The sequence below is a fragment of the Caballeronia sp. LZ001 genome, from assembly GCF_031450875.1.
Taxonomy (GTDB): Bacteria; Pseudomonadota; Gammaproteobacteria; order Burkholderiales; family Burkholderiaceae; genus Caballeronia.
On record NZ_JARTVX010000004.1, the window covers coordinates 3,806,344 to 3,819,718 of the forward strand.

Annotated in this window: 13 protein-coding genes and 2 pseudogenes; 5 read left to right on the forward strand and 10 right to left on the reverse strand. The window is 62.5% G+C overall.

The window, feature by feature from the left end; translation table 11 throughout:
* The first annotated feature begins 56 nt into the window (after positions 1 to 56).
* The 3 genes and pseudogenes from P9292_RS28810 to P9292_RS28820 all read left to right on the forward strand — a co-directional run bounded on the left by P9292_RS28810 (position 57) and on the right by P9292_RS28820 (position 2,517).
* On the forward strand, positions 57 to 1,316 hold the full coding sequence (locus P9292_RS28810) for a ribonucleotide-diphosphate reductase subunit beta (RefSeq protein ID WP_250465682.1): 1,260 nt from the start codon (positions 57 to 59) through the stop codon (positions 1,314 to 1,316).
* 104 nt (positions 1,317 to 1,420) lie between these two features.
* Positions 1,421 to 1,757, forward strand: a pseudogene (locus tag P9292_RS28815) (hypothetical protein).
* A 31-nt stretch (positions 1,758 to 1,788) separates the two neighbouring features.
* The gene (locus P9292_RS28820; RefSeq protein WP_244826268.1) at positions 1,789 to 2,517 is read left to right on the forward strand and encodes a histone H1-like DNA-binding protein; all 729 of its coding nucleotides are present in this window, start codon (positions 1,789 to 1,791) and stop codon (positions 2,515 to 2,517) included.
* Between the two features lie 264 nt (positions 2,518 to 2,781).
* On the opposite strand, the gene P9292_RS28825 is transcribed toward P9292_RS28820, so the two are convergent.
* The 10 genes and pseudogenes from P9292_RS28825 to P9292_RS28870 all read right to left on the reverse strand — a co-directional run bounded on the left by P9292_RS28825 (position 2,782) and on the right by P9292_RS28870 (position 11,114).
* The gene (locus P9292_RS28825) at positions 2,782 to 3,261 is read right to left on the reverse strand and encodes a glycine zipper 2TM domain-containing protein (protein ID WP_244826267.1); all 480 of its coding nucleotides are present in this window, start codon (positions 3,259 to 3,261) and stop codon (positions 2,782 to 2,784) included.
* Between the two features lie 17 nt (positions 3,262 to 3,278).
* Positions 3,279 to 4,218 (reverse strand): annotated as a pseudogene (locus P9292_RS28830) (carbohydrate kinase family protein).
* A gap of 136 nt (positions 4,219 to 4,354) precedes the next feature.
* Positions 4,355 to 4,855, reverse strand: a complete 501-nt coding sequence (tpx, locus tag P9292_RS28835) for a thiol peroxidase (RefSeq protein WP_309962403.1) — start codon at positions 4,853 to 4,855, stop codon at positions 4,355 to 4,357.
* A gap of 115 nt (positions 4,856 to 4,970) precedes the next feature.
* Positions 4,971 to 6,386: a DUF3426 domain-containing protein gene (locus P9292_RS28840; protein ID WP_250509490.1), complete on the reverse strand. Its 1,416-nt coding sequence runs from the start codon at positions 6,384 to 6,386 to the stop codon at positions 4,971 to 4,973.
* Between the two features lie 49 nt (positions 6,387 to 6,435).
* Positions 6,436 to 7,338 carry a 50S ribosomal protein L11 methyltransferase gene (prmA, locus tag P9292_RS28845; RefSeq protein ID WP_309962406.1) on the reverse strand — a complete coding sequence of 301 codons (903 nt, stop codon included), beginning with the start codon at positions 7,336 to 7,338 and terminating at the stop codon, positions 6,436 to 6,438.
* Positions 7,339 to 7,352: 14 nt separating this feature from the next.
* Positions 7,353 to 8,726, reverse strand: coding sequence for an acetyl-CoA carboxylase biotin carboxylase subunit (gene accC, locus P9292_RS28850; protein WP_244826262.1), 1,374 nt, complete (start codon positions 8,724 to 8,726; stop codon positions 7,353 to 7,355).
* Positions 8,727 to 8,909: 183 nt separating this feature from the next.
* Complete coding sequence (gene accB, locus P9292_RS28855) at positions 8,910 to 9,383, reverse strand: acetyl-CoA carboxylase biotin carboxyl carrier protein (RefSeq protein ID WP_244826261.1); 474 nt, start codon at positions 9,381 to 9,383, stop codon at positions 8,910 to 8,912.
* A 75-nt stretch (positions 9,384 to 9,458) separates the two neighbouring features.
* Positions 9,459 to 9,707 (reverse strand): hypothetical protein, encoded by a 249-nt coding sequence (locus P9292_RS28860; RefSeq protein WP_309962409.1) that lies wholly within the window; start codon positions 9,705 to 9,707, stop codon positions 9,459 to 9,461.
* 205 nt (positions 9,708 to 9,912) lie between these two features.
* Positions 9,913 to 10,452, reverse strand: coding sequence for a TlpA disulfide reductase family protein (locus P9292_RS28865; RefSeq protein ID WP_309962412.1), 540 nt, complete (start codon positions 10,450 to 10,452; stop codon positions 9,913 to 9,915).
* Positions 10,453 to 10,466: 14 nt separating this feature from the next.
* Entirely contained in the window at positions 10,467 to 11,114 is a 648-nt protein-coding gene (locus tag P9292_RS28870) for a UDP-N-acetylmuramate--alanine ligase (protein WP_244826259.1), read from the reverse strand.
* 219 nt (positions 11,115 to 11,333) lie between these two features.
* Here P9292_RS28870 and mpl point away from each other — a divergent pair, with 219 nt between their 5' ends.
* Together mpl and P9292_RS28880 are read left to right on the forward strand one after the other, a co-directional pair.
* Positions 11,334 to 12,728: a UDP-N-acetylmuramate:L-alanyl-gamma-D-glutamyl-meso-diaminopimelate ligase gene (gene mpl / locus P9292_RS28875; protein ID WP_244826258.1), complete on the forward strand. Its 1,395-nt coding sequence runs from the start codon at positions 11,334 to 11,336 to the stop codon at positions 12,726 to 12,728.
* Positions 12,725 to 13,324: a YqiA/YcfP family alpha/beta fold hydrolase gene (locus P9292_RS28880; protein WP_309962414.1), complete on the forward strand. Its 600-nt coding sequence runs from the start codon at positions 12,725 to 12,727 to the stop codon at positions 13,322 to 13,324. The genes mpl and P9292_RS28880 overlap by 4 nt, the downstream gene beginning before the upstream one ends.
* Positions 13,325 to 13,375 lie beyond the last annotated feature (51 nt).

Consider the following 13,375-nt stretch of genomic DNA (forward strand, 5'->3'; position numbering starts at 1 on the left):
CTTTTAATGCTCATGGAAAGATGGTACAAACCGAACTAAATTGATGGTGAGAATTTATGCTCAACTGGGATGACGAGACCACTGCCGTAGCTCCCTCGAGCGCTTCGCAACAGAACCCGTTGCAGAACGCTCAAGGCACGACTTTCGGTACGCAAGGTACAGCGCATGTCGATCATCGTGCTGCCCAAGCTCATCAAGCTGCTCATCAGATCGCGCAAGCGAACAACATCTTCTCCGATGGCTTCGTTCCGCCCGCAGCCGCGACTCCTTCCGCTGGCGTCATCGCCGCGCAAAGCGAAGCGCGCGTCAACGTCGCGGACAAACGCATCATCAACGGCAAGACCGACGTCAATCAGTTGGTGCCGTTCAAGTACAAGTGGGCGTGGGAAAAGTACCTCGCGGGTTGCGCGAACCATTGGATGCCGCAGGAAGTGAACATGTCGCGCGACATCGCCCTGTGGAAAGACCCGAATGGTCTTTCGGACGACGAGCGCCGCATCGTCAAGCGCAACCTGGGCTTCTTCGTCACGGCAGACTCGCTCGCCGCGAACAACATCGTGCTCGGTACGTACCGTCACATCACCGCTCCCGAGTGCCGCCAGTTCTTGCTGCGCCAGGCGTTCGAAGAAGCCATCCATACGCACGCGTATCAGTACATCGTCGAATCGCTCGGGCTCGATGAAAGCGAAATCTTCAACGCCTATCACGAAGTCGCTTCCATCCGCGCGAAGGACGAGTTCCTGATTCCGTTCATCCAGACGTTGACGGACCCGGCCTTCACCACGGGCACGCTGGAAGCGGACCAGAAATTGCTGAAGTCGTTGATCGTGTTTGCCTGCATCATGGAAGGGCTGTTCTTCTATGTAGGCTTCACGCAAATCCTGGCGCTGGGTCGCCAGAACAAGATGACGGGGGCTGCCGAGCAGTATCAGTACATCCTCCGCGATGAATCGATGCACTGCAATTTCGGCATCGACCTCATCAACCAGATCAAGCTCGAAGAGCCGCAATTGTGGACCGCCGACTTCAAGGCCGAGATCCGCGAGCTCTTCAAGGAGGCGGTCGAACTTGAATATCGCTACGCTGAAGACACCATGCCGCGCGGGGTGCTCGGCCTGAACGCGTCGATGTTCAAGAGCTACCTGCGCTTTATCTGCAACCGGCGTTGCCAGCAGATCGGGCTTGACCCGCTCTACCCGAACGAGGAAAACCCGTTCCCGTGGATGAGCGAAATGATCGACTTGAAGAAGGAACGCAACTTCTTCGAGACACGCGTGATTGAGTATCAAACCGGCGGCGCGCTGACCTGGGAATAACAACAAGCCCAGGACGTGTTGCAGACGAAATCGATGGGACGGCCGGGCAGCGGCGTGACACTCACGCGCGCTCGGCCCACAAGGTTTAGGAGAACGGTCGCCTGATGCAGAGTGCGCCTTGTGACTTAGCTAGCCCGTGCTCGTACACGGCTGCGATAGAAGACAGGCCTTTTGCGATCCCTTCAATGGGATGGGCAAACTTCCCCCCGGAAAACGCCAGCGGCAAGCTCGCTGGCTCGATCAAGCGATGGCCGGCGCCGCGTATCAGCGGTGCTGACACTATCTGGCGCGCGGTGCCAAAGGGCACGGCGCGCCTTGCCGTATTCATTAGCGTAAGCAGGTGGGATCAGCGTACGCCGATGAATAATCCGCTTCGTAGCGTGCGCCTTGAGAAGCGACGCGTGGGAAGCGGGTTTTGACGAAGGGTGTAGTTTGAACTGACTCTCATCTGAAAACCTGAAGGAGAAAAACCATGGCAGTTGCCAAGAAAAAACCCGCAGCCAAGAAGGTTGCAGCAAAGAAAGTCACCGCAAAGAAGGCCGCCCCGGCGAAGAAAGTAGCAGCCAAGAAGGTCGCCACGAAGAAGGTAGCAGCCAAGAAAGTCGCGGTAAAGAAGGTCGCGGCGAAGAAGGTTGCAGCGAAGAAGGCTCCGGCCAAGAAGGCGGCAGCAAAGAAGGTAGCGTCGAAGAAGGTCGCAACGAAGAAGGTTGCTGCCAAGAAGGCGCCCGCCAAGAAGGCTGCAGCGAAGAAGGTAGCCACCAAGAAAGTAGCCGCGAAGAAGGCGCCTGCGAAGAAGGCCGCAGCGAAGAAGGCTGCTGCCAAGAAGGCGCCTGCTAAGAAGGCTGCGGCGAAGAAGGCCCCCGCGAAGAAGGCTGCCGCGAAAAAGGCTGCCGCGAAAAAGGCTCCTGCAAAGAAGGCTGCCGCAAAAAAGGCTCCCGCCAAAACCGCTGCTGCCCCTGCTCCCGCCGCCGCGCCTGCCCCCGCTGCCGCTCCTGCTTCCGCTGCTCCCGCAGCGAAGAAGGCTCCCGCAGCCAAGAAAGCTCCGGCCAAAAAGGCCGCTGCTGCGAAGAAGACTACGGCTGCCGCTCCTGCAACGACGGCAACGACCGTATCGACGCCTGCTCCGGCTCCGGCCGCCGCAGTCAAGACGGCGTTGAATCCGGCGGCAGCATGGCCGTTCCCGACGGGCAGCCGTCCGTAAGTCTTTACGTTCGTAGTTGGCAGGACCACGGCACACACCGATGTGCCTTTCGACCGGGTAGGCCTACCCGGCCTCAAACCCGCTGCTCAGGGAAACCTGGCGGCGGGTTTTTCCGTTCGCATGACTTTGGGCTTCGCCGCGTTTTCGTGAGCCAAAGAAAAAGCGCATGCATCTTTCGATACATGCGCTTCGTTCGGAACGCGAAAGACCTGCGTGCGCTCGATCTGACGAGCCCACGCGAGGGCTAATCCTCCGCTGAATACCTTAGTGCGTGACGCGTGTGACGCCGCCACTCGACAGCAGGCGAACTCGCTCGCCTGCCTGGAACACTTCTCCGTTCGAGGTTTGCGTGATGGCGCGCATGTCGCCGTTATCGAGACGCACGGTGATCTCCAGGCCGTTCTTCATGGCGACGTTGTTCTCGACCGCGTTACCCGCGACCGCGCCCGCCAGACCGCCGATGATGCCCGCGATGATCGACCCGTTGCCGCCGCCAATGACGCTGGCTGCGGCCACGCCGCCGAGCGCGCCGCCACCTATGGTGCCGAGACCGGTCGGTTGACCGTTGTTCGAGCTGATCTTCACGCCCCGCACGCTTTCGACGGTCGCCATGCGCACCGTCTCTTCACGTTGCGCCTGCGAAGCCGTGTACACGTCCGGCGAACTGCTGTTGTAGGCGCAGCCCGTGAGCGCCACCGAGCCGACGAGCGCTACTGCAAGCGCGATACGACTTATCGTTTTCATTCCATTACTCCACTCAATCACGACAGGCTGCTTCCGAAAGCCTGCTTGTAACGCTCTTCAATTTCGGCACGTGCCGGCTTCATAAGTTTGCGGACCCTGATGTTCGATCTTCAATGCGCCCATCAGACTTGCAAGACGGCCCGTCTTTTCCCAACCAAGCTTGTTTTCGATACCGTACAGCAGGCCGCCGCGGAACGCGTCGCCGCAGCCAGTGGGATCGACGACTTGCCGCGCTTTCACGGCGGGCACTTCGAGCACGCCGTCCTCGTGATAGATCTGCGCGCCATGCTCGCCGCGCGTGATGATGAGCGCATCGACGCGGCTCATGATGTCTTCGATCGACCATCCGGTCTTGTTGCTCAACAACTTGGCTTCGTAATCGTTGACCGCCACGTAAGTGGCAAGTTCAATCATGCGACAAAGCTCGACACCTTCCAAGATCGGCAGACCCTGACCCGGATCGAACACGAACGGCACGCCCGCCGACGCGAATTGCGCCGCGTGCTCGCGCATGCCGTCGGCGCCATCCGGAGCCACGATGCCAAGCGAGATGTTCTTCGCTTCGTCGGCGCGGTTCAGGTGCGACTCCATCATCGCGCCGGGGTGGAACGCGGTGATCTGATTGTTCGCCAGGTCGGTCGTGATGAAGCATTGCGCCGAGTGCTGGTCCGGCAAGACGCGCACGTACTCTTTCGAGATACCGAGCGCGTCGAGCCGGTCGATATACAACTGAGCATCCGCCGCGCCCAGTGTCGCCATGATCTTGGGATCGCCGCCGAGTAGCTTGAGCGCGTAGGCGATGTTGCCCGCGCAGCCGCCGAAGTTGCGCCGCATCGTCGGCACCAGGAAGCTGATGTTCAGCATGTGCACCTGGTCCGGCAGGATGTGGTCGCCGAAGCGGCCCTGGAAAGTCATGATGTTGTCGTAGGCGAGCGAGCCGCAGATAAGCGTAGCCAAGGCGAACGTCCTTTAAGTTTAGGTGCCGAGGAAGAGGGTGCGCATACGGCGCGCGGCGGTGAAACCCTTACGAGCGTCCACCGCGTCCCGTATGCGGACCGCCGAACCGCCGCGGCGGTCCGGCATGCCGTCGACCTTACTTGAGCGAAGCAAGCGCGGCGTCGTAATTCGGCTCCTGCTTGATTTCCGGCACGAGTTCCGAATGCAGCACCTTGTTGTCTGCGTCCAGCACGACGACGGCGCGTGCCGTCAGGCCCTTGAGTGGTCCGCTCGTGACGTCCACGCCATAAGCTTCCGCGAATTCGTGACCGCGAAACGTCGATGCCGTCACCACGTTTTCGATGCCTTCGGTCGTGCAGAAGCGCTTGGCGGCGAACGGCAGATCGCCCGAGACGACCACCACGACCGTGTTGTCGAGGCCGGCGGCGGCTTCGTTGAACTTGCGCGTCGAGGTCGCGCAGGTCGGCGTGTCGAGACTCGGCACAATGTTCAGCACTTTGCGCTTGCCCGCGAATTTCGCCAGCTTGACGTCGCCGAGATCGGCGCCGACGAGCGTGAAATCGGCCGCCTGCTGGCCGGCGCTCGGAAACGTGCCACGTACGTCGATAGGATTGCCGCCGAGGGTAACTTGACTCATGTTGCGCTCCAGAGAATGTGTCAGATGCTGACGGGAAAGCGCGCGCGTTCGTTCATCTTCGATGTTAACGCGCGCGTCAGAATGGACAGGGTTCGTGCGGCCGCGCGGGCACGCATCATGGATAGAAAACCTGAACCCTGTAGTTCGCGGCGACCGCATCGCCCGTATCCAGCCTCACGACGACCGGCTGCGCGCTTTGCGGCGGAAGGCCGATGGGGAATATCGTACCCGGTCGGGCGTAATCCTGCGGCCACAGCACGCGGCGCACGGCGACGTTGCTCTTGTCGTCGAGCAGGGTGAGTTCGAGCGCAGGATAAGCCAGCGACACATCCGACCGATTGCGCAGCGACAGCTTCAGTTCGAGCTTGTGCGGACCGTCGACCTGACGCAGCCCGGAGCTCTCGATCTGCAGCCCGTCGATATAGCGCGGCGGCGCGATGGTGCAGCCGAGCTGATAGCAGATATCCGCGTAGAGCGAATGCGTGCCGGGAACGTAGACCATGACGGATTCGCGTTGCCACCACAATATCTGGCCGATCAGCGTCAGCACGAGCAGCACCGAGAGCACGATGCCCGCCGCGCGCCAGCCCGTGCGCGGACGCGTCCATTCGGGATCGGGCGGATCGAGCGGACCGAGTGCATCGCGCGATTCGCGGATGACCGGGAACGCTTCGTTGGCGCTGGCCGCGTGCGCGGCGCCCGGCGGGCGCGGTGACTTTGCGCCGAAGGCCGGCTCGGGGTCCTTGCCCCAGTCGGCGGCGGGCGCGGGCTCCGGTGCGGGACGCGGCGGTTCGGCCGCGGTCGGCGTCGGGCCGATGAATGGCTCCGCGCGATCGTCCGGCGGAACGAAGCGTGCGGCGGGTGTCTCGGGCGGAGGGACAGGGCGCGTTGGAGATTGTGCGGCCGGAGTGACGTGATCGGCTGGCGGTGCATCGACACGAACGAACTGCTTCGCGGGATGGTTCTGCGCTGGTTGCGCGGATGCAGGCGTATTCGCGTAGAGGGTGCGGTCGCTGTCCTCTTCAGGCGCCAAAGGCACAAGCGGCGCGGGCGGCGCGGGCGGATTATTCGCGCCGAGATCGAGCGGTCGAGGCGCAGATGCAGACGGTCCGCTTGGAACCGGCGCAGGTGTCTTTCGCGTGATCGGCTTGGCGGCGGGAGGCGTCGAAGGCTTTACAGCGGCAGGCGCTGCCGGACTCGGCGTCGCCGGCTTCTCTACTTCCTTCGCTATCTTCGGCGTTGCCGGCGCCGTAACACCCGGAGATTCCGCTGCCACCGAATTCGCCGATGCATCGCCATTCGCATCGGATGCAAAGCTTGCAGGACCGACGGCGACTTCATCGTCGATGATCGCCGCATGTTGCGCCTCGTGCGGCGCGGCGTGCTCTTCCGGAAGCTCGAAGCGATGATGCGCGGCGTCGAAGACTTCCTGACAATGGCCGCAACGCACGCGGCCGTCATGCGGCGCGAGCAGATGCGGGTCCAGCCTGAAGACGGTTTCGCAGTGTGGGCAGCGGGTTGCCAGCGCCATAGGAGAGTGCCATTGGCCTCGCGGCCTAGTCGTGGACGATGGCGTTATTCTAAAGGCTTTCGCGCCGAGTTCCGGCGAGGCACACCCAGCCTTCGTGCTCGCGCCAGACAGCGATGTCGATCCACTGCGCGTAGACCGCCGCGACCTCGTCGGCCTGTCGCGCGAGAATGCCCGACAACGCGATACGGCCGCCCGCTTTCACCTTCGAGGCAAGCATCGACGCCATCAGCTTGAGCGGATTGGACAGAATGTTGGCAACGACGATATCGAACTCGCCGGCAGGACATTCGTCGGGCAGACCGTAGATGACGTCGGCGTGATTGCGTTCGCTATTCTGACGCGCGGATTCCACCGCCTGCGGGTCGATGTCGATGCCATATACCGGCTGTGCGCCACACTTCTTCGCGAGGATCGCGAGGATGCCCGACCCGCAACCGTAATCGAGCAACGACTGTCCGGGTTTCACCGACTGCTCCAGCCACTCCATGCAGAGCCGCGTGGTCGGATGGCTGCCCGTACCGAACGCGAGGCCCGGATCGAGTTCGAGCACGAGCGCGTCCGGGTCGGGCGCGTCATGCCACGAAGGCACGACCCAGATACGCTCGCCGATATGAATCGGATCGAACTGCGCTTGCGTGAGCCGCACCCAATCCTGCTCTGCGACTTCGCGCAGGGAATAGGCGGGCGTGTCGGCAAGACCGATCTCATTCGCGGCGGCCGCGAGAAGCACGGCGGGATCGGCGTCGTCGGCGAGCAGCGCGACCACGCGCGAACGCTTCCACGCGCTCTTCTCCGGCGTGAGGCCGGGTTCACCGAAAAGCGGTTGCTCGTCAGGCGTGTCGGCGTCGGCGTCCTCGACGGAGACCGACAGCGCGCCCACATCGAGCAACGCATCCGACAGCGCTTCCGCGTGCTCGCGATCCAGCTCGGCGATCAATTCCCGGTAACTCATGCTAATCGACTCGCTTATGCCTTCGACTCTTCGGCCACCGCCGCCTTGCGCGCGGCGAGCTTGTTTTCGAGGTAATGGATGCTCGTGCCGCCTTCGACGAACTTGGCGTCGATCATCAGTTCGCGATGCAGCGGGATGTTGGTCTGAATGCCTTCCACGACCATTTCCGAGAGCGCGATCCGCATGCGGTTGATCGCCTGCTCGCGCGTCGCGCCATAGGAGATCAGCTTGCCGATCATCGAGTCGTAGTTGGGCGGGACGAAATAGCCGTTGTAGGCGTGCGAATCGACGCGGATGCCCGGACCGCCCGGCGCGTGCCACGACGTGAGACGTCCCGGCGACGGCGTGAACTTGAACGGATCTTCCGCGTTGATCCGGCATTCGATCGCGTGGCCGCGAAACTGAATGTCTTTCTGGCGGATCGAGAGCTTCTCGCCAGCCGCGATGCGAATCTGTTCCTGCACGATATCCACGCCCGTGATGAGTTCCGTCACCGGATGCTCGACCTGCACGCGCGTATTCATTTCGATGAAGTAGAACTCGTTGTTCTCGTACAGGAACTCGAACGTGCCCGCGCCGAGATAGCCCATCTTCTTGCATGCGTCGGCGCAGCGGTCGCCGATACGCTCGATCAGCCGCCGCGCGATACCCGGCGCCGGCGCTTCCTCGACCACTTTCTGGTGTCGGCGCTGCATGGAACAGTCGCGCTCGCCGAGCCAGATCGCGTTGCGGAACGAATCCGCCAACACTTGAATCTCGATATGCCGCGGGTTCTCCAGGAATTTCTCCATGTAGACCTGCGGATTGCCGAACGCACGGCCCGCTTCCTCGCGCGTCATGTTTACCGCGTTTACGAGCGCCGCTTCCGTATGCACGACGCGCATGCCGCGTCCGCCGCCGCCGCCCGCCGCCTTGATGATGACCGGATAGCCGACCGTGCGCGCAATCTTCACGATCTCTTTTGGATCGTCCGGCAACGCGCCTTCCGAGCCCGGCACGCACGGCACGCCGGTCTTGATCATGGTCTGCTTGGCCGTGACCTTGTCGCCCATCATGCGTATGGTTTCGGGACGCGGCCCGATGAACGTGAAGCCCGATTGCTCGACGCGTTCGGCGAAATCGGCGTTCTCGGAAAGGAAGCCGTAGCCGGGGTGGATGGCTTCGGCGTCCGTGACTTCGGCCGCGCTGATGAGCGCGGGCATGTTCAGATAGCTGAGGTTCGACGGCGCCGGACCGATACACACGGCTTCGTCGGCCAACTTCACGTACTTTGCTTCCTTGTCGGCTTCCGAGTAGACGACAACGGTCTTGACGCCCAGTTCGCGGCACGCGCGCTGGATGCGAAGCGCGATCTCGCCGCGGTTCGCAATGAGGATTTTTTCAAACATGGCTGTGGGTCGGCTCATCAACGGGCGCGACGGGCGCGCCCTCGGGAATCGAATCGGCGGCGCGCGGTTCGGGCATCGGGGAAAACCGATGCGAAGCGCGCGGACACGGCGGGCAGCCGGAGATCGAAAACACGGTGCGAGCCATCGTGATGAGGTGCATCCGGCGTCGTCCGGCGTAACGCGTCAGTCGCCGATCACGAAGAGCGGCTGGCCGTATTCGACCGCCTGACCGTTCTCGACGAGGATCTCCTTTACGACGCCGGACTTGTCGGCTTCGATCTCGTTCAGGAGCTTCATGGCTTCGATGATGCAGATGGTCTGGCCTTCCTTGACCGTATCGCCGACCTGGACGAACGGGTCCGCGCCCGGCGAAGGCGCGCGGTAGAACGAGCCGACCATCGGCGAAGTGACGATGTGTCCTTGCGGCGCGACGGCAGCGGGGCTCGCGGCGGGCGCCGCCGAACCTTCGCCTGCGCCGCCGGCGAACGGCGCGGGTGCGGCCTGCATTTGCGGCGCGTATTGCTGAGGCGCCTGCATGTAGACCGGCGCCGCATTCTTGACGATGCGAACCTTGCCTTCGCCTTCCGTCACTTCGAGTTCCGAGATGCCGGATTCCGAGACGAGGTCGATCAGCGTTTTAAGTTTACGAAGGTCCATCGAAAATTCCCCTTTCAATGCTTGGAGACCGGGACTGCCCCCGGTGCTTGACTTGACTTTGTGGTGTTCTGACTGTCAGCCGCGGACCGGCAGGGCCAGCGCTTCGGCACGCGTTTGTTGCAAGCGCCGTGCGCTGGACCAAACGTGAGCCGAAGTTGCGGCGGCAGAATCGATCGGCACGCAAGGCGCGTTCATGTCGAATGCGTCATCGTGATGGTTTTGAAGCGCGCTCCCCGATGGCCTGCGAAAAGGCTGGTCGACGCACACCAAACGCGTGTCGGTTTCGACAGCAATGTCGCCTTGCGGCACCAGTTGAGTGTTCATGGTCGCTTCGGGTTGTGCGGAATTCGGCGCACTTTAGCGCTCTTTAGAGAATTTTGTCTAGTTTTACCGTTCTGACAGGGTCCGATCAGTAGGGCAGAAGTTCGGACAAGTCGTAGCGAAAGAGCGAAGTTCCGGCAAGATCGGCGTTCAACCTGCTAACTTGCTGCTTATTGAACGACACTTCGGTTAAAAACGCAGCGAATTTTTACAGCGCGTCCAGTGTACGCTTAAGTTCGGCGACGTTGACTTCACCAAGCTTGGTCGACCGGACCACGCCTTCTGCGTCGATCACGACGGTGAACGGCAAACCGCCCGCGTTATTGCCGAAGCTGCGCGCGAGGTCGGCGCCGCCGAAGCCCGTCACATAGACGGGATAGTCCACCTTCACCTTGCCGAGAAAATCGTTGACGTTCTTCTCGCTGTCCACTCCTAAACCGATGAATGTGATGCCTTTTTTCTCATATTCGCGATGTAGCGCCGACAACTCCGGCATTTCCTTGACGCACGGTCCGCACCACGAAGCCCAGAAGTTCACGACGACCGGTTTTCCTTTGAAGGATGCAAGCGGTTGCGCAGTGCCCGAGGCTCCCGGCGGCGCGGCCTTCCATAATTGTTCGACGGCGTTGCCATTATTCTGTGTCGCGGCCACGGTTTCGCCGCCGGTGAAGACATGCCCCGCGTAGAAGCCGCCGACCGTCGCCGCGACCGCGACGACTAGAAGCGCCAGAATCCGTTTGCTGTTCATAGGAAAAAATAGAGTCAGCCGCTGATTTCGAGCGACGGGGTATCGGGATGATCGAGCAGCGTGCGTACCGTCGCGGCGTTCGCACGCGCGAGACGTCCGCGGCCATCGGCGCGCACGGCGCCGCGCAAGTCGTCAGGATCATAGAGCGCGATGTGCAGGCCCATTGGTTCCTCGCCGGGTATGCGCTGCAAAAAACTCAGCGTTTCCACGTAACCGCGCCCGGCGAAATGTCGCGTCTCTGACACGTCGTACTGAATGTTCGCATTCAGCAAGTAGATGGCGACTTCCTTCGGGTTGTCGCAGAAGCATTGCAAGTGGACGTCGGAATGCTCGCCCGCCGTGCCGTTGAGTACCGCGCCGGTCAAATACGGATCGAAGGGCTTCAACCGTTCCATCCATTCGAGCGCGAACTCGCGCATGCGGCGCAGGACGACAGGCTGACTGTCGCTCTGGAAGATCGCCTGATACTCGCGGATCTCCTCTTCGATCTGATCGTTGTCGGGCAAAAACTCGCCGCCGATCTTCGCCTCGCCGACCACCTGCCGCGCCGCCTTGCGCTTGGCTGTGGAGTAGTCGAGGCCGTCTTCGGCGATCATTCTCGCGGCCGCGATGGCGATTTCCTCGCGCACGCGCTGCGGATCGAAATGTGATTTGCGAACCATGGCGAAATAATACTAGATATCGTTGAACGGCTTCGATCGGGTCTCGATCGAGCGTTGATCGGCCCTCGATCGCGCCGGTTTGCATCGGCTGCCGGCGGGCGTAAGGTGGCGGAGTGCGTCGGTTACAATATGCGCCTCCAGGCGTCTTCGCGCACGGCGTGCACGCGGCGCCGTTTCATGTTTCCCGCACTTCTTCGCCCACGCGGCGCGACACGGTTTATGCACATCCACATCCTCGGCATCTGCGGCACCTTCATGGGCGGACTCGCCGTGCTGGCGCGCGAAGCGGGCCACAAGGTCACCGGCTGCGACGCCGGCGTCTACCCGCCGATGAGCACGCAACTCGAAGCGCAAGGCATCGAACTGATCGAAGGTTACGGCGTCGAGCAACTCGCGCTCGAACCCGACCTGTTCGTGATCGGCAACGTGGTGTCGCGAGGCAATCCGCTGATGGAGGCCATTCTCGACCGCGGCCTGCCTTACACGTCGGGTCCGCAGTGGCTCGGCGAGCACGTGCTTGCGGGCAAGTGGGTTCTGGCGGTTGCGGGCACGCACGGCAAGACCACGACGAGCTCCATGCTTGCGTGGTTACTGGAAGATTCGGGTTTGAATCCGGGCTTTCTCATTGGCGGCGTGCCGCTCAACTTCGGCATTTCCGCGCGACTGACCGACTCGAGCTTCTTCGTCATCGAAGCCGACGAATACGACACCGCGTTCTTCGACAAGCGGTCGAAGTTCGTCCACTATCGGCCGCGCACGGCGGTGCTCAACAATCTCGAATTCGATCACGCCGATATCTTCCCCGATCTCGCCGCCATCGAAACACAATTTCATCATCTCGTGCGCACGGTGCCGGGCATCGGACGCATCGTCACGAACGGGCGCGAAGGCGCGCTCGAACGCGTGCTGACGCGCGGCTGCTGGTCGAGCGTCGAACGCTTCGGTGTGGATGGCGGCTGGCAAGCGCTACCCGCGACCGAGGGCGCGCGCGTCGACGAGCAATTCGCGGTGTATTGGGAAGGCGAGCGTCAAGGCGTGGTCGAGTGGCAAGTGCAGGGCGAACACAATCGCATGAACGCGCTCGCGGCGATCGCAGCGGCGCGCTCGGTCGGCGTGCCGGCGTCGCAAGCGGTCAAGTCGCTGGCGAGCTTTCGCAACGTCAAGCGGCGCATGGAAGTGAAGGGCAGCGTGGATGGCGTCACCGTCTACGACGACTTCGCGCACCATCCAACCGCCATCGAAACCACGGTTGCCGGCCTGCGCACGCGTATTGGCGACGCGCGCATTCTGGCCGTGCTGGAGCCGCGCTCCAACACCATGAAACTCGGCACGATGAAAGCGCAGTTGCCCGGCAGTCTCGCCGACGCGAATCTCGTGTTCGGCTATGGCGCGCGTGATGGCCGCGACAAACTCGGCTGGGATCTGGCGGAAGCGCTCGCACCGCTCGGCGACAAGGCACAGGCATTCAACGAGATCGAACCGTTGGTGAAGGCGGTCGCGGCCGCCGCGCGCCCCGGCGACCACGTGCTCGTGATGAGCAACGGCGGCTTCGGCGGCGTGCATCAAAAGCTGCTCGACGCACTTTCGGCGCGTCCGTCCGGAGGAAACGCGTGATTCTCTACCTGCACGGCTTTCGCTCCTCGCCCCAATCTTTCAAGGCGCGCGTCATGCGTGCGCGTCTGGCGGACCTCGGGCGGCTGAGCGAATGGCAGTGTCCGGTATTGCCCGTCTCGCCGAAAGAAGCGATCGAACTGGCGGAATCGCTCGTCGCGAATACGTCCGCTGCTGAAATCACCGTGGTCGGCAGTTCGCTCGGCGGTTTCTACGCCACGTATCTCGCCGAAAAGCACGGCTGGCGCGCCGTGCTGCTCAATCCCGCCGTGGTGCCGCAGCGCGATCTGAGCCACTATCTCGGCGAACAGCCGCTGTGGCATGGCGGCGGCAGCATCACCGTGTTGCCGCGCCATCTGGACGAACTGCGCGCGCTCGCCGTCGATAAGATCACGCAGGCCGAGCGTTACTATCTGATTGCGGCCACCGGCGACGAAGTGCTCGATTACCGCACCATGCTCGCCCACTACCCCGGCGTGCGCACCACGCTGATCGAAGGCGGTGATCACGCCATCAGCGACTTCCCCGACTATCTGGACGACGTGCTCGCGTTCTGCGGACGCGAACCGCCGCCCGCCGTCGCATCCGCGGCCGCGTGACACGCGCGCGGCGCGAGGACATAGCCCATTCAACCGCCGGCGCGCTTGCCG